The sequence below is a fragment of the Haladaptatus litoreus genome, from assembly GCF_900156425.1.
In the GTDB taxonomy this organism is placed as follows: domain Archaea; phylum Halobacteriota; class Halobacteria; order Halobacteriales; family Haladaptataceae; genus Haladaptatus; species Haladaptatus litoreus.
Window position 1 is genome coordinate 1 of the sequence record NZ_FTNO01000002.1, and the last position, 18,411, is coordinate 18,411.

Annotated in this window: 18 protein-coding genes and 1 tRNA gene; 13 read left to right on the forward strand and 6 right to left on the reverse strand. The window is 60.1% G+C overall.

The genetic code is table 11. The features are described from left to right. Nucleotides 1–356 precede the first annotated feature (356 nt). Nucleotides 357–441, reverse strand: a tRNA-Leu gene (locus BW974_RS11025). Between the two features lie 86 nt (nucleotides 442–527). Here BW974_RS11025 and BW974_RS11030 point away from each other — a divergent pair. Next, nucleotides 528–935 (forward strand): desampylase, encoded by a 408-nt coding sequence (locus tag BW974_RS11030; RefSeq protein WP_076430349.1) that lies wholly within the window; start codon nucleotides 528–530, stop codon nucleotides 933–935. Nucleotides 936–973: 38 nt separating this feature from the next. After that, on the forward strand, nucleotides 974–1,954 hold the full coding sequence (locus BW974_RS11035) for a C40 family peptidase (RefSeq protein ID WP_076430350.1): 981 nt from the start codon (nucleotides 974–976) through the stop codon (nucleotides 1,952–1,954). Here BW974_RS11035 and BW974_RS11040 read toward each other — a convergent pair. After that, the gene (locus BW974_RS11040; RefSeq protein ID WP_076430351.1) at nucleotides 1,947–2,801 is read right to left on the reverse strand and encodes a serine hydrolase; all 855 of its coding nucleotides are present in this window, start codon (nucleotides 2,799–2,801) and stop codon (nucleotides 1,947–1,949) included. The genes BW974_RS11035 and BW974_RS11040 overlap by 8 nt on opposite strands. Before the next feature lie 124 nt (nucleotides 2,802–2,925). On the opposite strand from BW974_RS11040, the gene BW974_RS25625 reads away from it, so the two are divergent. The 3 genes from BW974_RS25625 to BW974_RS11050 are packed head-to-tail and all read left to right on the forward strand — an operon-like array spanning nucleotide 2,926 to nucleotide 5,232. Next, entirely contained in the window at nucleotides 2,926–3,069 is a 144-nt protein-coding gene (locus BW974_RS25625; RefSeq protein WP_175609680.1) for a hypothetical protein, read from the forward strand. Continuing rightward, complete coding sequence (locus tag BW974_RS11045; RefSeq protein WP_076430352.1) at nucleotides 3,062–4,750, forward strand: sodium/proline symporter; 1,689 nt, start codon at nucleotides 3,062–3,064, stop codon at nucleotides 4,748–4,750. Before BW974_RS25625 ends, BW974_RS11045 begins: the two co-directional genes overlap by 8 nt. Continuing rightward, the gene (locus BW974_RS11050; protein WP_076430353.1) at nucleotides 4,750–5,232 is read left to right on the forward strand and encodes a hypothetical protein; all 483 of its coding nucleotides are present in this window, start codon (nucleotides 4,750–4,752) and stop codon (nucleotides 5,230–5,232) included. The genes BW974_RS11045 and BW974_RS11050 overlap by 1 nt, the downstream gene beginning before the upstream one ends. A 3-nt stretch (nucleotides 5,233–5,235) precedes the next feature. Here BW974_RS11050 and BW974_RS11055 read toward each other — a convergent pair whose 3' ends face one another. Continuing rightward, nucleotides 5,236–6,120, reverse strand: coding sequence for a DMT family transporter (locus tag BW974_RS11055; RefSeq protein WP_076430354.1), 885 nt, complete (start codon nucleotides 6,118–6,120; stop codon nucleotides 5,236–5,238). Nucleotides 6,121–6,207: 87 nt separating this feature from the next. On the opposite strand from BW974_RS11055, the gene lysA reads away from it, so the two are divergent. From lysA to dacB, 8 genes are all read left to right on the forward strand, one after another. Continuing rightward, nucleotides 6,208–7,470: a diaminopimelate decarboxylase gene (gene lysA / locus BW974_RS11060; protein WP_076430355.1), complete on the forward strand. Its 1,263-nt coding sequence runs from the start codon at nucleotides 6,208–6,210 to the stop codon at nucleotides 7,468–7,470. A gap of 79 nt (nucleotides 7,471–7,549) precedes the next feature. Next, on the forward strand, nucleotides 7,550–8,032 hold the full coding sequence (locus tag BW974_RS11065) for a DUF7974 family protein (protein WP_076430356.1): 483 nt from the start codon (nucleotides 7,550–7,552) through the stop codon (nucleotides 8,030–8,032). A 138-nt stretch (nucleotides 8,033–8,170) separates the two neighbouring features. Continuing rightward, on the forward strand, nucleotides 8,171–9,778 hold the full coding sequence (locus tag BW974_RS11070) for an ABC transporter substrate-binding protein (RefSeq protein ID WP_245800047.1): 1,608 nt from the start codon (nucleotides 8,171–8,173) through the stop codon (nucleotides 9,776–9,778). A gap of 27 nt (nucleotides 9,779–9,805) precedes the next feature. After that, nucleotides 9,806–10,756: an ABC transporter permease gene (locus BW974_RS11075; RefSeq protein WP_076430358.1), complete on the forward strand. Its 951-nt coding sequence runs from the start codon at nucleotides 9,806–9,808 to the stop codon at nucleotides 10,754–10,756. Between the two features lies 1 nt (nucleotide 10,757). Next, nucleotides 10,758–11,843 carry an ABC transporter permease gene (locus BW974_RS11080; protein ID WP_076430359.1) on the forward strand — a complete coding sequence of 362 codons (1,086 nt, stop codon included), beginning with the start codon at nucleotides 10,758–10,760 and terminating at the stop codon, nucleotides 11,841–11,843. After that, entirely contained in the window at nucleotides 11,840–12,853 is a 1,014-nt protein-coding gene (locus BW974_RS11085; protein WP_076430360.1) for an ABC transporter ATP-binding protein, read from the forward strand. The genes BW974_RS11080 and BW974_RS11085 overlap by 4 nt, the downstream gene beginning before the upstream one ends. Then, complete coding sequence (locus BW974_RS11090) at nucleotides 12,850–14,133, forward strand: ABC transporter ATP-binding protein (protein ID WP_076430361.1); 1,284 nt, start codon at nucleotides 12,850–12,852, stop codon at nucleotides 14,131–14,133. Before BW974_RS11085 ends, BW974_RS11090 begins: the two co-directional genes overlap by 4 nt. Further along, the gene (dacB, locus tag BW974_RS11095) at nucleotides 14,130–15,347 is read left to right on the forward strand and encodes a D-alanyl-D-alanine carboxypeptidase/D-alanyl-D-alanine endopeptidase (protein ID WP_245800049.1); all 1,218 of its coding nucleotides are present in this window, start codon (nucleotides 14,130–14,132) and stop codon (nucleotides 15,345–15,347) included. The genes BW974_RS11090 and dacB overlap by 4 nt, the downstream gene beginning before the upstream one ends. Nucleotides 15,348–15,435: 88 nt before the next feature. Here the strand turns inward: dacB and BW974_RS25630 are convergent, their stop codons facing one another. From BW974_RS25630 to BW974_RS11105, 3 genes are read right to left on the reverse strand one after another with little or no spacing between them, the layout of a single operon-like run. Further along, entirely contained in the window at nucleotides 15,436–15,585 is a 150-nt protein-coding gene (locus BW974_RS25630; RefSeq protein WP_175609681.1) for a hypothetical protein, read from the reverse strand. Further along, nucleotides 15,573–16,415: a M55 family metallopeptidase gene (locus BW974_RS11100; protein ID WP_076430928.1), complete on the reverse strand. Its 843-nt coding sequence runs from the start codon at nucleotides 16,413–16,415 to the stop codon at nucleotides 15,573–15,575. The genes BW974_RS25630 and BW974_RS11100 overlap by 13 nt, the downstream gene beginning before the upstream one ends. Further along, nucleotides 16,412–18,388, reverse strand: a complete 1,977-nt coding sequence (locus BW974_RS11105) for a S9 family peptidase (RefSeq protein ID WP_076430363.1) — start codon at nucleotides 18,386–18,388, stop codon at nucleotides 16,412–16,414. The genes BW974_RS11100 and BW974_RS11105 overlap by 4 nt, the downstream gene beginning before the upstream one ends. Between the last annotated feature and the right edge of the window lie 23 nt (nucleotides 18,389–18,411).

An 18,411-nucleotide genomic window follows, 5' to 3' on the forward strand; every position in this document is an offset into this window, starting at 1 on the left:
GTCGAATCACATACGAAAAACTGATTTTGATGTTTCACGCGATTGTTCTTACTCATTATGTAATTCGACTCGTAATACCTGATTAAAGCTATCGGTCACTGGGAAATTCATGAAAATATTTGTTTCAAAAATATAATGACTTCAGAAAAAGTTGTGAATGTAAAATATATTGGTTTCAATTTTGTACTATATTCAACTGTCGTTGAGAAGGTGTGGTGGAAGCTCTAGTTGAGTAGATCACGAAGAATGCGAGGGATGGGATTCGAACTACGCCCGAGAACCTGCATTTCACGCAGAACCTCGGTCTAATCCGAATTCCATCCTTCTCGCACTTCCTCACTTCGTTCGTTAGTGCATGCGAGGGATGGGATTCGAACCCATGGACGCCTACGCGAGCGGGTCTTAAGCCCACCGCCGTTGGCCTGGCTTGGCAACCCTCGCCCGTCAGTCGATTGCCCCTTCCCATCCAAGTGGGTTTCGGTTGGCCGGCCTCCTCGCTTATGCACTCTGAGGATGAATCACGGTGTATGCTCGTCCTCTCGCGCGAAGTGTACGACACGCTCGTGAGTCGCGCACGCCGGGGTCGCCCTGACGAAATCTGCGGTATTCTCGCCGGAACGCAGGGAAGTCCCACCACAGTCGAAGACACGTTTCAGGCCGAAAACGTCGCGGAGACGCCGGAGACGAACTACGAAATCCATCCCGAAGAGCAGTTGGCGATAATGGAAGAGATAGAAGACCGCGAGCAGGATGTCGTCGGATTTTATCACTCCCATCCGGCGGGGCCAGACCATCCGAGCGAAACCGACGCAGAATATGCAACGTGGGACGGCTACTCCTACGTCATCGTCTCGCTGAACGGGGCGTACCCCTTCGTCGGGTCGTGGCGCTGGACGGGGGAGGCGTTCGACCCCGAAATCGTCCACCTCGAATAGGCGATAGGATTTTCACCGCCCTCCGAGGAGGGAAGCGCATGGACGACCACCAGCGCGCACGACTGGCACTGCAACGCTGTCGGACGAGACACGCCCCCGATTTGCGAGTCGCAGTGTTCGATGCGGAAGCCGAATCCGAAGGCGGCGAACTTCTGCTTCGAGGAAGCGTCTCGACACCCGAACTCGAAGCGCACGCGAAAGCGGCAGTCGAGCAGGCAACCGAAAAATCGGCAACGAGCGAGCTATCGGTTCTCGCCGACGAGCGAGCGGAGCGAACAATCGAGGCTGCGGTCACGCCCGTGCGGGGCAATCCGGGTGCCGAGTCGGAGCAGGTCACGCAGGTACTCTACGGAGCATCCGTGACCGCGTTCGACCGCGACGGCGACTGGGTGCGGATTCGAACGCCGGACGACTATCTCGGGTGGGTCGAAGCGGAGGTTCTCGCCTCGCCGCAGGCAGATACCGCGGACGCAGTTCTCGCGCACGAAATCGCTCCCGAGGAACTGGAGCATCCGATATACGCCGGAACGGAGTGTCGAATCGACGGGTCGGAAATCGTCTTCCGAACGGGTGCGACCATCGCACGTTCCGATTTCGAGTCCAAATCCGAGCTGGAACCCGACCGGGCAGTTCGCCACTCACCCGACACACCGACCGGCGAGGCAGTCGTCGAAATCGCACAGCAGTTCTTCGGAACGGAGTACGACTGGGGCGGGATGACGACGGACGGAATCGACTGTTCGGGATTGGCGTGGATTTCGTACCGAGTCAACGGCATCGTTCTTCCCCGGGATGCCGACCAACAGCGCGCCATGGGTGAGACGGTTCCCCGCGACGAACTCCTGCCGGGCGACCTCCTGTTTTTCCCCGGCCACGTCGCCATCAGCCTCGGCGGCGACGAGTACATCCATGCCTACGGCAGCGACGACGCGGTGGTCGTCAACAGTTTCGACAGCGACCACGACGACTATCTCCCCGACTTGGACGAGAAGTTCGAACTCGCGCGGCGACTCATTTGAGCCACGAAAATACTGCGTCGCCGATTTCCGCGATTGCGTCCGCGGCGTCGGCACCGTTCGAAACGGAATCAACGAAGACGGAGAAGACGAGCGGTGGGGGTCCTTTCTCCGGAACCGACAACAAACCGGCGTCGAGCGCGGCGGTTGGAAGCCACCCCGTTTTGTGCATGATTTCGGTTTCGTACGGGAGATACCGCGGAACCATCGAGGTGTCTTTCTGGGCGGAAAGCGGAACGCGCATTCGTTCGTATGCATTCGCGGAGAGGGTCGCCTCGCACGCGATGTCGGCGAAAAATCGGGCGCAATCGACGGGAGACGTGACGTTGGCGGGTTCGTTCTCCGGGACACGGACTCCGGATTCCTCGAAATCCGTCGCTTCGAGCGTCGTCATCATCTTCCGAGCCAGTCGCGTGTGCTTCATTCCGAGTTTCGCCGCGGAATCGTTGACCGTCGTCATGGAGAGGAGGTCGATGAGTTGGTTCGTCGCGGCGTTGTCGCTGGTGGCAATCATCGCGCGAGCCAAATCCTCGATTGTCGGCGTGGCGTCGAGGAGATGCAAAATACCGCTTCCGCCGACCCTGTTTTCCGGGGAAAGTGGGCACGATTCCGCGAGAGAGTCGAGTCGGCCGTCGTATCGTTCGTACAGCGCGTACAAGATGGGGATTTTCACCACGCTCGCGCTCCGAAACGCCCGGCGGGCGTTTCGGGCGCAGACAGTGTCGAACTCGTCTGGGCCGTAGGGAAACCCGAGGAAGACGCCGAGTTCGCCGTCGATTCGGTCGGCGTAGCGCTCGATGTACTCCCCCAGTTCGTCGCGGGATTCGAGCGTCGGTGTCGTCGGGCGCATCGTCACCGACACCCTACTGTCGTCTGCATATCGGCAGTTTTGTCCGGTCTTCCTACAAATAGTTTTGTTACGGTCGGTTGTGAATGCCAAAACGCTTATTTCTCGTTTGTTAGTCTGTATCATTATGGCAGGGATGAGCACACTCGACTGGTTGGGTTTGGTCGTACCATACGTGGTTTTTTTCGTAATGCTAATCGCGTACTACGTTCTCGAAGGCAGGCGCGAAAAGCGCCTGCGTGAGGAGTACGAGGAGGACAGCTATGCCTGACGGAATCGCAGGACAGGCGGGCATCTGGGTGCTCGGAACCTTCGGCGCGTATCTGCTCGTCCTCATTGGAATCGGGCTGTGGGCGTCGAAGATGATGGATTCCGTCGGCGACTACGTCATCGGCGGGCGTCAAATCGGCCCGGTCGTCACTGGATTCTCGGAGCGAGCGTCAGAAATGAGCGGCTGGCTCACGCTCGGTGTTCCCGCGGACGCCTTCAACACGGGAATCATGGCGTTTTTGAACGGACTCGGAATGATTCCGGCGGACTTGCTCGCGTGGGCAGGACTGGCGAAACGACTCCGGAAATACACGGAAATCGTGAAGTCGGTGACGCTCCCGACCTTCTTCGCCACTCGCCTGGGTGACAGCTCTGGCATGGTAAAAGGCGTCTCGGCAATCGTGTTGATGCTGTTCGAGGGCGGCTACGTCGGTGCGCAAATCGTCGCCGCCGGAACGCTGTTGCAGATTCTCACTGGCGTCGAACCGTGGGTCGGCATCGTCGTCGGTGGCGTCATCGTCGTCGGCTACACCATGCTCGGCGGCTACTTCGCCGTCGCGTGGTCGGACTACTTCCAAGGAGCGATTATCCTCGCTGCGTTCATCATCCTCCCCATCATCGCGTTCACGACCTATGGACTGCCGTTTGGTGACCTCGCAAACGTCGATGGCGGCGCGTCGCTGACCAGCATCACCGCAGGCGCAACCGGCTGGGCGGCAATTTTCGGCATCATCAGCTACGCCGCGATCGGTCTGGGTGTCCCCGGCAACCCGCACATCATGGTGCGGTTCATGGGTATCGACCGAGTGAAAAACGTCCGCCTCGCGGCGATGGTCGCCCAACTGTTCATGTTCGTCGCGTACATCGGCGCGGCCCTCGTCGGCCTGTACGCCATCGTCATCTTCGGACAGGGTGACCTCGCAAACGCCGACAACGCCATGCCGAGGTTGACGCTCAACCTCCTGCCCGGCGCAATCGCAGGAATCGTCCTCGCGGCGGCGCTGGCGGCGATGATGTCCAGCGCCGACTCGCAACTACTCGTCGCCACGAGCGCCGTCGTGGAGGACGTGTACCACGGCTTCCTGAACAAGCAGGCGACCGAGCAACAACTCGTTCGCTACTCGCGCTACGTCACGCTCGGACTCGGCGCTGCGAGCATCGCCTTCGCGTATCTCGCCAAGGACACGCCGATTTACACCCTCGTCCTCGATTACGCGTGGGGTGGTTTAGGCGCGGCAATCGGGCCGACGCTCATCGCGGCGCTGTGGTGGAAGCGCGTCACGGCGAAGGGTTCAGTCGCCAGTATGATCGTCGGGACGACGACGATGGTACTGTGGACGCAACTCGGAACCCTCCTCGACGCGTTGGGGATGATGCCGACGGAATCCTCGCCGTTCCTCTACAATCTCGTCGGCGTTTACGGCCTGTTCCCGGCGTTCATCCTCTCAGTGATTACGCTTGTCTCGGTTTCGCTCGTGACGAAACCGCCATCCGGCGTCGAAGACCACTTCGACATATTCGACAAGCCGCTGTCCGCGGTGACGAGCGAACCCGGAAGCGGGACGCCGAGTTACGTGACCGACGGCGGACGGGACGTGTCGCCGAAAGCAATCACCGAAGCGGACAACATCCGCACCCACGTCGGGGAATCCGGCTACTGGAATGACGGGAAGAGTGAGTAATGACGAGTAAACTCGTCGGAGAGCGGCGTGAGCACACGGAACTCGCGGTTATTCCGCCGTCGATTTCGCGCGAGGAGGCCGGAACCGGACGAGTCGGTGCGGTTGCCTACCCCTACCGCGTGTACGAGGCGAAAGTGACCATCGAACGCCCGTTCATGAGCGAGCGAACCGACCGATTCGTCGCCAGTGTAGACCGTTCCCGACGGTTGGTGGTTCGTGCGGATGGCGTGCCGGACGCGGAAGAGATGGAAATCGAGGACGTGCTGGTCCTCCCGACGGAACTCTCCCCGGAACAGTCGCGGGCGAAAGCGCGGGAGTCCGTCCTCCAGTGGACGCTCCGGCGATATTCCCTCAACGACGCGCCGAAAATCGAGTTCGTTCGAGACGTGGACGCCTACAAACTGTTCTGGTTGGTCGAGCGTCCGGAAGGCGACGGTATCGTGGACAGCGTCCGTGGAACGGAAGACCCGCTACGGGAGTAGGTTCTACTCTCCTGCGGTGTTCACGACCCAGACGCCGAGCGCCATGACCGTCCCTCCCGCGAGAAATGACGGGGCGAGCGACTCCGAGAGGAGGAGCGCGCCGAGCACCGCACCCACCACTGGTTGCGCGAAAAAGAAGACGGCGACGACGCCTGCATCCAGTTCTTCCAATCCGCGATACCAGAGGAACCACGCCAGTGCGGTGCTGAACACGCCGAGGTACAGCACCGCCGCGACGATTGGGATGGTGACAGTCACGTCGAAGGAGGGAGAGGCAGTTGCGAGTTCGAGCGGAACGAAAATCCCAACCATCGGAATCGACGCGAGCGTCGAGTAGGTCGCGGTTTCGAGCGCGGAGTAAGTTCTGACGAGCGGTTTCCCCCACACAGTGTAGCCCGCCCACCCGAAACTCGCAGCGAACAGCGCGAGGACGCCGAGGAGGTTGCCGCTCCCGACAGTCGAAAAGTCGTACTGCCCGGTGAGAACGACGACGGTTCCGACGACTGCCAACGCCATTCCCGCGCCTTTTCGTCTCGAAAACGATTCGCCGAGAACGCTGATACCGAGCAGAACCGTAAAAACGGGCGTCAGAACGGTCAGCAATGAGCCTTGACTCGCGGTCGTCAGGTCGGTGCCGACGAACTGGGTCACGAGAGTGAGCGCAACCCAGCCGCCGAGAATCCCGAATCGTTTCCAATCATCCCGCGAAAATTTTCGACTGGGCATCGTCAGTCGAACCACCACGAAAAGCGTCAGTCCACCGAGAGCGACACGCAAAAACGCCAGTGTCACCGGCGGAATCACCGCGAATCCCCACTTGCTCACGACGTACATACCACCCCAGAGCGCGGCGGCGGTGAGCGGCGCGAGCGACCCGGCGCGTGACATTATGCGGAGGGTGTCGCCCTCGTGGTAAATTTCTGTCCCTAGCATGGGAGGGTGAATCGTTATTCGCCCTCTGCGGGATTTCGTGGCATGGACGGAGATACCCGGAGAGAGCGACTGCGCAGACACGCTGACGACCTCGTTTCACAGTTCGGGTCGCCGCTGTACGCCTTTTTCGAGGACGACCTGCGGGCGAACTACGAAACGCTCCGGGGAACGTTGGACGACCACTACCCCGATTCCGAGATTCATTTCGCGGTGAAAGCCAACTACAACCTCGGGATTCTCTCGGTGCTTCGAGATGCCGGATGCAAGGCAGAAGCCTACGCGAGATGTGAACTGACGGCGACTCAGCAGGCAGGATTCGACGCGGAAGACGTGCTTCTCACGGGAATGAACCGCGCGCCGGAGGACATCGAACGCGCGCTTTCGTGGGGTGTCTCGCACCTGCTCGTGGACAACGCCGCGGAGTTGGAGAAAATCATCGTGGCGGCGAATGCGACCGGAACGAAGCCAGACGTGCTGATTCGCGGCAATCCGGCGATGGAGGTGCCGACGCATCCCGGGGTGGCCACCGCGACCCGCGAAAGCAAGTTCGGCCTCGACATCGAAAGCGGGCGAGCGATGGCAGTTGCGGAGACGGCAGTGGAATCCGACGCCGTCTCCCTCGCTGGCGTGCAGTTGCACGTCGGCAGTCAGATTCGCGGCGTCGAACCCTACGGGGTCGCCGCCCGCGAAATGCTCGACTTTGCGGGCCAAATCCGTGACGAGTTGGGGGTCGAAATCGACATGCTCGACCTCGGCGGTGGCTTTCCGGTTCCCTACGACGAGGACGTTCCGGCCACCGAGGACATCGTGGAGCACATGGCCGAGACGGTTCGCACGACCTGCGCCGACCTCGGTCTTCGGGAACCGACACTATTCGTGGAACCGGGGCGCAGACTCGTCGGCAACGCCGGAACCTACCTCGCCACGGTCGGCGTCGTAAAGGAGACGCCATACGCCGATTTTGTGGTGCTGGACGGCGGGACGAACGCCGTTTCCTCCTACTGGCCGTACCCGGTGTACGCCCTGAAAGACCGCAAACCGACGCAAAAATATCACGTCGCTGGTCCGCTCTGTTACACGAGCGACGTGATTAGCGAGGACGTGGCGCTTCCGGAACTCGGCCCCGGCGACCTCCTCGCGGTGGACAGAATCGGCGCGTACTCGCTCGGCAGTGCGAGTCACACCAACGCGGAACCGAAACCCCCAGTCGTGCTGGTGCGAAGCGACGGCGCGCACGATTGCCTGCGAAAACGCGAAACGTGTGAAGACGTTCTCGGCCGCGACCGGATTCCGGATGGCCTGTGAACGGTAGATTTCGAATGGACGGCAAAATCGAATTCCATCGTGAGAAAGACATTTGCGTTGTCGGTTCGGTGACCAGACCATGAAACCGGCAGACGTGTTGTCACCCGACCCGGCGGGCGGTACCGAAAGCGGGGGCAGTTGGGTCGCCGGATTGGTTCCGAACCCGATTGCGTTGCGGTGCCTTTCGGTCGAACTGCGCGCGCCGCGGGAAATCGTCGCCGGAGAACCAGCGAAGTTCGTCCTCCGGATTCGAAATCGTGCGCCGATTCCGCTCGCCGTGCGCCTGCCGACCAGTCGGCTCTGGGGATGGGACGTGGATGGCGTTCCGGACGCCGACGAACGACGCTTCGAACCGCCGGAGACACCGCGGCAAGTCGCCTTTCCGCGACGGGGTATCCGTCAGTTCGAGGGAACGTGGGACGGACAGATTCGTCGTTCTGGAATCGACGGCGACGAGTGGCGACCCCAACCGGGAACGCACACTCTGACAGGGTATCTTGCAACCAGTAAAAATACATCAAATTTACAGGACAGCGTACAGATTACTGTTCTGACCAGATAACCCTAGTATGAAAGGGCTGTCTTATTTGCTACATCCATCTTTGCTATTAGGTATCACGAACCGGGCAACGCGCCTGCACTACCGACTACCATGATAGAAGAAAATGACTCTCCACTCGACCGACGACGCTTTTTGACCATGAGTGCACTCGGCGGAGCCACGATGCTCGCCGGATGTGGCGGCCAAACGACGAGCGATGGACCGAGCGACGGTTCGGAAGGTGGTACGTTCATCAACACGTCTCCAGAGAGCGCGACGACACTTGACCCACGTATGAACGAACTCGCGTGGGCGAATTCGATGATGCACTACCTGTTCGATACGCTCGTGACTGTCAAACCCGACGGAAGCGATATCGTTCCCCATCTCGCAAAGGAACGACCGAAAAAGCAGGACGAGACGACGTACACCGTTCCTCTCAAGCAGGGAGTCACGTTCCACGATGGAAGCGAGATGACTGCCGAGGACGTGGCGTACTCGTTCAACTGGGTTCTCGACCCGAAGAACAAATCGACGAACCGGGAGAATCTCGGGTTCATTGACAACGTCGAGAAGACCGGCGATTACGAGGTGACGTTCAATCTCAAATACGCGTATGCACTGTTCGAACTGGAACTGGCAGGGATGAACGCAGCCATCGTTCCGAAGAAGGTCGCCGAAAACAAGGGGCAAAAGAAGTTTGCGCAGAAACCAGTCGGAAGCGGCCCGTTCAAACTCAAGGACTGGCAGTCCGGGTCACATCTCACGCTCGAACGGTACGACGATTACTTCCTGAAAAAGCCCAAGCTAAAACAGATCAAGTATCGCATTATTCCTCAGGCACAGACCGCATTCGTTGACCTCAAAACCGGTGGCGTGCATCAGGCGTCCGTCTCCGAAACCTTACTCGGGGAAGCGAAAAAGATCGATTCCATCCAGATGAAGCGCATCTCACAGTTCGATTACAACGGACTCATTTTCAACTCGAAACGGGAGCCGTTCGATAATCGGAATGTTCGGGAGGCGATGCAGTATCTCGTCGATTACGACGATATGCTGAAGGTAACGAAGGGGGAACTCGCAAAGCGAAGCTATGGATTCATGCCGAAAGATGTGAACGAGGCGTGGAATTTCCCATGGCAAGAGTGGAAACAAAAATACTACCCGTCGAGAGACCACGAAAAGGCGAAGCAGTTGCTCGAAGAGGCGGGATACGGTGACGGGTTCGACGTGACGATGTCCACGCTCGCGTCTGGAAAGTTCAAAAACATGGTCATCAAGCTACAGAACGAGATGAACCAAGTCGGTATCAACGCAGAGGTGCAGGAAGTGGACACCGGTCGATGGCTCGATCAACTCGATACGGGGGAGTTCGACGTGACTATCTACGGTTGGTCCGGCGGCCAAGACCCCGATGGATTCTACTACTATCTGTTCCGCAACCCGCGTAACGACGACGGTGGCGTGGAAGACAATTACGTCGGCAACGCCGCCGGGGGAATGCTGTACGAGGCATACCCCGATAGCGAGAAGCTGAAAAAAGCGGACGAAAAGATTCGAAAAGCGCGTAAGCTTGGGAGCCGCGAGGAGCGCAGAAAGCTGTACATCGAACTCGCGGAGACGTTCCAGTCGGAGTATCCCCACATTCCGGTGTACTCGGAACAGTCCGCCACCGCATGGAGCAAGAAAGTCAACGGCTACGACCCGACCGCATTCGCCGCACAACCGCTGTGTAACAAGTGGTCGAACGCCTCGCTCGACAACTAACAACCCACCATTTCCGTACACGAAATTATGAGTATGTACCGATACACCGCCCGGCGACTCCTACAAATCATTCCGGTGTTGTTGGGCGTGTTTACCCTTACGTTCGTTATGATGCACGCGCTTCCGGGCAACCCGGTGCGCATCTACCTCGGGTTGAATCCGAGCCAAGAACTCGCAGACGACCTCATCCGACAGTACGGGTTCGACCAACCGCTCTGGCAACAGTATCTCGACTATCTCGGACGGGTTCTCACCGGGAACCTCGGCGAATCTTTCCTGCTAAAACGTCCCGTCACCGACCTCATGCTGGAGCGTCTCGGACCAACCCTCACCCTGATGGGCCTTTCGTACGTCATCGCACTCCCGATTTCGCTGTTGCTCGGCGTCTACGCCGCCTCGCGACACAACGAGCTGGGCGACCACGTCTCGCGATTTTTCGGACTAGCGGGACTCTCCACGCCGAACTTCTGGCTCGGGCTGATGCTCATCTTCCTGTTCTCTTACGAGCTGGGCTGGCTTCCGACATCGGGGTACGTACCCTTCGCACAGAACCCGGTGGAGTCGGCGAAACGCCTCGTGATGCCCGTCATCACGCTCGCGACTGCACAGACCGCGACGTTGATGCGCATGACGCGTTCCAGCATGATCGAAGAGCTATCGCAGGAGTACGTCCAGACGGCCCGAGCATACGGCCTGCCGGAACGGCGCATTCTGCTCAAGCACGCCTTCAGAAATGCGCTGTTGCCACTGGTGACCATCATCGGGCTACAGCTGTCGTTCCTGCTGGACGGTAGCGTCATCGCGGAGAAAATCTTCGCCATTCCCGGCATGGGCCGACTGTTCTTCAATGGCATCACGAAACAGGACTACGGCGTTATCATGGGAATGACACTGTCGTTCGCGTTGTTGTTCCTCATCGGCGTCCTGCTGACAGACCTCGCCTACGCGTACATCGACCCACGAATCAGATACGACTGACATGAGTACGACCAATTCACTCTCCGAGAGTAGCATCGACACCGAGAGCAGACTCAAAGGAACCATCCGAGAACTCCGACACAGTCCGACGGCAATCGCTGGCGCAGCTATCGTCGGAATCCTCGTCGTGCTGGCCATCTTCTCGACCATCGACCTCGTGGTGTTCGACAAAGCCCTCATCACCGCGATTCACGAAAACCCCCACGCGCAGAACACAGACGAATCCTATTCGGCTCCCTCCCTCGACCATCCGATGGGAACCGACGATTTCGGCCGGGACGTGCTCTCTCGAATCATTTACGGAAGCCGAATCGCGCTCGCCATTGGCATCATTTCCGTCGGAATCAGCTTCCTCGGTGGAATCGCCTGTGGCGCGGCGGCAGCCTACTTCGGCGGTCGAATCGATGACACAATCATGCGCCTGCTTGAAGTGCTGTACTCGATTCCGAGCCTCATCCTCGCCATGACGATGATGGCGATTATGGGACCGAGCGTCTACAACCTCTTTCTCGCCTACGGGGTCATCGGCATTCCCGCCTACGCCCGCGTCATGCGGTCGGAAGTGCTCTCTCTCCGCGAGGAAGAGTACGTCGAGGCGGCGCGCGCCGCCGGACTACCCAAACGCACGATCCTGTTCCGCGAAATCGTGCCAAACGGACTGGCCGCGGTCGTCGTGCAGGCCACCCTCTCGATGGGGAGCGTCATCATCGGCGCGGCGGCACTGTCATTCCTCGGATTCGGAGTGCAACCGCCGACAGCGTCGTGGGGTCGCATGTTGAGCGGTGCGCAGGAAGCCATGATAATCGCGCCGTGGGTCGCCTTCTTTCCGGGCCTGATGATTTTCATCACCGTGATGGGGTTCAACATGCTCGGCGACGGCCTCCGGGACGCGATGGATCCGCGAACCACGCTCCGCAAGGCGAACTGGGACGAGCTGGACGACGATTTCCTCCCCAGCGAGAGCGCGCCAAGGGAAGAACCCGATGCCGTCGCCGACCGACCTGCGACGGACGGCGGGACGGATGCAAATCCTGAATCGGAGACGAAGACAGGAGAAAGCGAGACTGAGAGGGGGCGAATGCAATGAGCCTCCTCGAAGTCGAAGACCTCCGGACGTACTTCTACACGGAAGGCGGCATCGTGCAAGCCGTCGATGGCGTCAGTTTCGAGGTAGGCCGCGGCGAAACCATCGGCTTGGTCGGCGAGAGCGGGGCCGGAAAAAGTGTGACGGTCAAAAGTCTTCTCGGCCTCATCAACCCGCCCGGCAAGGTGGTCGATGGGTCGGTTCGGTTCGACGGGCGCGACCTGACCGAATGCACGGAGCGCGAACTCCGGCAGGAAGTTCGCGGGAGCGAAATCTCGTTTGTCTTCCAAGACCCGATGTCGGCGCTGAATCCCGTGTTCACCGTGGGCCATCAAATCGCCGAAATCGTGGAGTACCACACCGACCGGAGCGAGAAAGAGGCGCACGAGCGGGCGGTCGAACTGTTGGACGACGTGGGGATTCCAGACCCCGAACAGCGGGCCGACCAGTATCCGCACGAGTTTTCGGGCGGGATGCGCCAGCGCGCGCTCATCGCCATGGCGCTGTCGTGCAGTCCGAAACTCATCATCGCGGATGAACCGACGACGGCGCTGGACGTGACGATTCAAGCCCAAATTCTCGACCTGTTCGACGAAATTCAGGAGAAGTACGACACCAGCGTCGTCTACGTCACGCACGACCTCGGGGTCGTGCGTGAAGTCTGTGACAGGGTAGCCGTGATGTACCTCGGCAAGGTGGTCGAACACGCACCCTACGAGGAACTGTACCGGAATCCGAAACACCCCTACACGCAGTCGCTCCTGCGCTCCGTCGTTCGTCCGGACGAGCGCGCAGACGCCCTGAATCCAATCGAGGGAACGATGCCGAGCGCAATCGACCCGCCATCGGGCTGTCGATTCCGTACGCGCTGTCCCGTCGCGGTTGACGACTGCGCCCGCATCGAACCGCCGCGAATCGACGTGGGACCGAATCACGATTCGGCGTGTATTCTCTACAAAGACGAGTACGGAAAGATGGAGGAACCGACCCTTCACGAGCGAGGTCAACGATGAGTCAACGCCTTCAGCAACGACCGCAAGAATCGGACGAACCACTGCTCAGGGTCGAGAACCTGAAGAAACATTTCCCGGTCAACTCCGGCTTCATCAGTTCGATACGGTGGAACTCCGATAGCGGATTTCCGCTCGAACTGGACGACAAAAGCGTCAGGGCGGTCGATGGCGTCAACTTCGACCTGTATCCCGGCGAAACACTCGGCGTCGTCGGCGAATCCGGCTGTGGCAAATCGACGCTCGCACGAACCCTGCTCGGTCTGACCGAACCGACCGATGGGGCGGTCGAATTTCGCGGAACGCGAACCACGACGTTCGACCGCGGCGCGAAACGGGAATTTCGGCGGAACGCCCAGATGGTGTTCCAAGACCCCCAATCGAGTCTGAACCCGCGTCGAAAGGTCGGAAACATCATCGCCGACCCGCTGGAAGCGGCGGGATGGGACGAAGCAAAGCGCCGTGAGCGCGTCCGCGAACTGCTCGGACAGGTCGGATTGAAGGAAGAACATTACGGACGCTATCCGCACGAGTTTTCGGGCGGCCAGCGCCAGCGAATCAACCTCGCGCGGGCGCTGTCGATTAACCCTGACCTCGTCATCGCCGACGAACCCGTAAGTGGGTTGGACATGAGCGTGCAGGCTCAAATCCTCTCGTTGATGCAGGATTTGCAGGAGGAGTACGGCCTGACCTACCTGTTCATCACGCACGACCTCTCTGTGATTCGGAACGTGGCAGACCGCGTTGCCGTGATGTATCTCGGCGATTTCGTGGAAACCGGCCCGGTTGACAGGCTGTTTACGGAGCCACATCACCCCTACACCCGCGCCCTGTTGGATTCGGTGCCGAACCCAGACCCGGACACCCGCGGCGTCGAATCGAAACTGGTCGGCGACGTGCCGAGTCCGAGCGACCCGCCATCCGGGTGTAAGTTCCACACGCGCTGTCCGTCGCTCATCGTGCCCGACCCATTCACTCGGGATGAGTACCGCGAGTACATGGAACTCAGGGGTGACATGCGCGACGAAAGTCTGCAGACCGACACAGACCCGGCATCGGTTCGGGCGCACTACTTCGAGGGCAACCTTCCGGCACGAGTCGAGGAAACCGTGGAACGGGCCGTTTCACATGCGGCAGACGGGAACTGGGACGAAGCGCAGTCCGCGCTCGCGGAGTACCTTTCTCCCTGCGAAGCACACGTTCCGGAACTGGAATCCGTCGACGACGGCCATCTGTCGGCCTGTCACATCGACAGCGACGACAGAGAGGCGTTTTCGTGGTGAAATCCAACAGTTTCGCATCGAGCGTGTTGGTGCGGGAACTCGGCGGCGACGAACTCGTTGCACACGACCCAGACGTGCCACTGCCGCCTGCATCGAATACGAAACTGCTCACCGCCGCGCTCGCGTTGCACCACCTCGGTTCAGACTACCGATTCGAAACGCGCGTCTTCAGGGATGGCGATTCCCTCGTCCTTCGAGGACGAGGGAATCCCTCGCTCTCACCGACGCAGTTGTCGGTGCTCTCGGAAAGCGTCCGAAACGAGAGTATCGACACGGTCACAAACCTCGTCGCCGACGTAGGATGCTTCTCCGAAGCATTCCGCGGGCCGGGGTGGATGTGGGAAGATGGACAGTACGGCTACGGCGCAGAAAGCACGGCACTCGCGCTTTCTGGGAACACCGTTTCGGTGACGGTGTCCGGCACCGACATCGAAATCTCACCGAAACCGAACACGACAGAAATCGTCACGGATTTCGACCCGTCTGCTGACGAACTGCGCGTCTTTCGAGACGAGGACGAAATTCGAATCGAGGGACAACCGTCTGATGAACCGCAGACGGAAACCGTTCCGGTCGCCGACCCGATTCGTCACTGTCTGCTCGCGTTTCAAGATACATTGGAAGCGACGGGAGTCACGCACACTGGTGGACTGCTGATTTCCCGAAATCCGAATTCAGGAGAGCCGATTGCGACCGTGAAATCGCCGCCCGTTTCCGAACTCGTTCGGGAGATGAACGTCCCGTCGGACAATTTCCTCGCGGAGCAACTCGCCAGAACCGTCTCCCGCGAGGTTCGCGGCGACGGTTCGTGGGAAACATGGGAGACAGTCGTGAGCGAGTTTCTCGACGCCCATGACGCAGGCGGGGCCAGAATCCGGGACGGTTCAGGCCTGTCGCGGTACAATCTGGTTTCCGCCCGGGGATTGGTTCGCGTTCTCGAATGGGTGGAAAGACAACCGTGGGCGAACACGTTTTTCGCTTCGCTTCCACAACCCGGCGAGGGAACACTGGAAAATCGCCTACTCGAAACGGACTGCGAACTCCGAGCGAAAACCGGCACGCTCACCGGGAGCAGAACCCTCTCGGGAATCGTTCGTCGGAACGATGGAAGAAATGATGTGGTGTTCTCCGTACTATTGGGAGGGTTAACTGGCGAAGACGAGGAGAACGCACGAGAGACGATAGACGATTTTGTGCGGGAACTGGCCGGTTGAAGGTACGAAGGTTTTTGTTTGAGGAAGCGGCCAACAAGGAGCGATGCGTAGTATTCGAGTGGTCGTTTGGCCAGTGATTTCAGCATTGCTACTGGTATTTCTTTATCATCACGGCTACCGAACTCGTTTCGAAGCAGAGAAGGCAGTCTGCCGAACCAGAAACGGTAAACAGGAAATTCGAATCGTCGGCATCGGGCCGCCGCCACCCGTGAACGACGACCGCTGTTACCCGTACCACTCGTTTCGTCCCGCACCGCCAGCGCGGAGCATGGCAACGGATGCCTCAAATGCTCCGACGTATTCCTCGGCTTCGACGCGCGTCGTCCGCCCGCCGATTCGTTCGACCGACGGAAGCCCTGCCGAACGCGCGGCCTGATTCGTCGTGGCCCAGTCGGCCTCGATAGCGACGGATTCGTCCGGAGCGGGTTGAGCGAGATCGTCATCCTTCGCGCGTCGAACCGCCCGCTCCGCGGCGGTTCGAATCCGCTCGTTGGCGTCCTCGATTGGAAGACAGTCGGCGGTAAACCGGTCGATTCCGTCCTTGACGACCGCGGTTTCCACGTCTTCCAGTTCGTCGCGGGCCTCGGTTTCGGTCGCATCGTCGCCAGTCACGAGGCCGACGGGAACGCCGAGGGAGCCTGCGAATCCGGCGTTCCAGCCGAGTTCGCCGACTTCGGCGTCGTTCACGCGAAGCGAGACGAGTATCTGCGGATAGAAGGTGTGATTGAGGACGGCCTCCGGCGTTCCGGCTTTACCGTGATAGCCGACGAAAAAGGCAACGTCGTGGTCTGCGGTGAGTCCCTGCATCATCGACCGGGGTTTCGTGCCGCCGCGAATCAGGCGGGCGGCGTCGTGAAGCGCACTCCGAGAAAGATTCGTCATCGAAGAGTGCGAATCGTTGACGAGAACGTTTTCCGCCCCGCCCGCGACTGCGCCCGCTACAGCGACGTTCACGTCGCCGACCATCAGTTCCCGTCCAGCGTCGTAGTCGGCTTCGCCTTTCACCACGTCGCGCGGGTCGGCGATGCCCGTGATTCCCTCCATGTCGGCGGAAATGAAGACGTTCACAGTTCCGTCTCCAGCACTCGCTCGACCTTTTTCAGGGTTCGTTCCCACGTCGCTCGCTTCGAGAAGACGTGGTTCTCGTCGGGATAGTAATCCGCGTCGAACTCCTTGCCGAGGTCGGTCAGGCTTTCGACGACGAGGTCTAACTGTTCGAAGTTGACGTAGCGGTCGCCGGTTCCGTGGAAGTTGTACAGCGGAACTTCGTAGTTGTCCATGTGCGTCGCGGGCGATGCTTCGGCCCAGCGGTCGGGCACCTCCCACGGTTCGCCGCCCATCCGGAGCACTTCCGCGGAGGCGGCACGCGGGTATTTGGTTTCCTCGGCCCAGTCGCGGTACAGTTCGAGGTCGGCGAGTCCGGCGAGGTTGATTCCCAGCGCGAACACGTCCGGGTGCGTGCCGAGCACCTGAAGCGTGGCGTAGCCACCATAGGAGAGTCCCCAGACGGCGACCGAATCGGCATCGACGTAGTCGAGTCCTTTCAGAAACTCACCCGCCCGGGCCACGTCCTCTATTTCGTCCGCGCCGCGGACGCCCGCGATGGCTTGGCGGAACTCCCGTCCGTAGCCGATTCCGCCGCGGTAATTGACGAACAGGCCGACGTAGCCCTTTTCCGCGAGATACTGGTGGAACGTGTAGAAGAGGCTGTACGAGCGCGAGGGATGCCAGCCGTCGCGCATCTGCCGCATTGGGCCGCCGTGCACGCAGACGACGGCAGGGAGGTCTGTCGCGTCGTCCGCGACTGTATTTGATTTCCGCGGGTCGAGCAGATAGCCGTCGATGCATCGGCCCGCGCTTTCGAACTCGATTCGCTCGGGTTCGACCAGCGGAACCGGCCACGATTCGACTGCGGACTGGGTGAGTCGGTGAGTTTCGTCGCCGACATCGACGGTATCGACGCGGATTTCCGGCGAACGTTGGGCGTCGGCGTGCAGATATGCAAGACCGTCGCCCGACGGCGACGGTCTTGGATAGACGTTCGTACCGGCGGCTTCGACGAGGGGTTCGGTTTCGCCCGAAAGAGTGACGGAGAAAATGTGGCGTTCTCCGAAATCGTTTCTGTTCGAAGAGAATACGAGCGTTTCGTCGTCAATCCACTGCGGTGTTCCGTCGGCGACACCCTTGTCCTCGAAGGTTCCCTCCGTGAGTTGTGTTCGTTCGCCCGTTTCGGTGTCCACGACGTGAATGTGGTCCCAGCCATCGAGCGGGAGAGCGAGCGCGATTCGGGTTCCGTCGGGCGAGACTTCGGGTGCACCCTGCGAGACGACACCGCGTTCGCGGTCGATTTCCCGCGCGAGAATGGTTTCTTCGCCGTCCTCCGGGTCAACTGCGACGATTCGCCGGACACGGCCGCCTTCGCCTCGCTGGTCGAAAACGACTCGCCCGTCGGCTAACCACGTCGGATTTTGACTCGCCATCGTGTCGCGGGTGCGCCACACCAGTTCGTCGGCTTCGACATTTATCACGCCGACCTGCGTCGTTTCGTCGTCAACGAATCGGTAGGCGAGATGGGTATCGCCGTCAGACCACGCGAACATTCTGGATTCGGCGAGGAACGGGCCGCGCTCCGGCGCGTCGTAGGTTCGTTCGCTTCCGGTCGCAACGTCACGAACGACAGGGCGGCCATCGCGGTAGAACGCGAACCGCGACCCGTCGTTCGACCACGTGTACGCCTCTCGGTCGTCCGGCCCGGCGATGAGTCTGCTGGTCGTCTGTCCGTTCGGGTCGGCCAGAAAGAGGTCACCCTCGTCCGTGGCGACGAGCAGTTCCGCGGCGGTCGGCGACCACGAAATTTCGGTGACGAAGCCGTTCTCAGGTGAGAACCGCCACGTCCGTTCTCCGGTGCGGTCGGAGACGAACAGGGCTTTTCCGTCGTCTTCGTACAGCGTGACGGCGAGAAACTCACCGTCGCAAGACCACGAAGGGGGAGCAGGATACTCCACATCGAGCACGTCAGAGAGAGTGAGGTTCGATGGCATACCAACCTAATTTACGCACACCC

Coding starts and splice junctions, on each gene's coding strand:
- BW974_RS11030 (WP_076430349.1), top strand. CDS start 528: ATGCTCGTCCTCTCGCGCGAAGTGTACGACACGCTCGTGAGTCGCGCA.
- BW974_RS11035 (WP_076430350.1), top strand. CDS start 974: ATGGACGACCACCAGCGCGCACGACTGGCACTGCAACGCTGTCGGACG.
- BW974_RS11040 (WP_076430351.1), bottom strand. CDS start 2,801: ATGCGCCCGACGACACCGACGCTCGAATCCCGCGACGAACTGGGGGAG.
- BW974_RS25625 (WP_175609680.1), top strand. CDS start 2,926: ATGGCAGGGATGAGCACACTCGACTGGTTGGGTTTGGTCGTACCATAC.
- BW974_RS11045 (WP_076430352.1), top strand. CDS start 3,062: ATGCCTGACGGAATCGCAGGACAGGCGGGCATCTGGGTGCTCGGAACC.
- BW974_RS11050 (WP_076430353.1), top strand. CDS start 4,750: ATGACGAGTAAACTCGTCGGAGAGCGGCGTGAGCACACGGAACTCGCG.
- BW974_RS11055 (WP_076430354.1), bottom strand. CDS start 6,120: ATGTCACGCGCCGGGTCGCTCGCGCCGCTCACCGCCGCCGCGCTCTGG.
- lysA (WP_076430355.1), top strand. CDS start 6,208: ATGGACGGAGATACCCGGAGAGAGCGACTGCGCAGACACGCTGACGAC.
- BW974_RS11065 (WP_076430356.1), top strand. CDS start 7,550: ATGAAACCGGCAGACGTGTTGTCACCCGACCCGGCGGGCGGTACCGAA.
- BW974_RS11070 (WP_245800047.1), top strand. CDS start 8,171: ATGAGTGCACTCGGCGGAGCCACGATGCTCGCCGGATGTGGCGGCCAA.
- BW974_RS11075 (WP_076430358.1), top strand. CDS start 9,806: ATGAGTATGTACCGATACACCGCCCGGCGACTCCTACAAATCATTCCG.
- BW974_RS11080 (WP_076430359.1), top strand. CDS start 10,758: ATGAGTACGACCAATTCACTCTCCGAGAGTAGCATCGACACCGAGAGC.
- BW974_RS11085 (WP_076430360.1), top strand. CDS start 11,840: ATGAGCCTCCTCGAAGTCGAAGACCTCCGGACGTACTTCTACACGGAA.
- BW974_RS11090 (WP_076430361.1), top strand. CDS start 12,850: ATGAGTCAACGCCTTCAGCAACGACCGCAAGAATCGGACGAACCACTG.
- BW974_RS11105 (WP_076430363.1), bottom strand. CDS start 18,388: ATGCCATCGAACCTCACTCTCTCTGACGTGCTCGATGTGGAGTATCCT.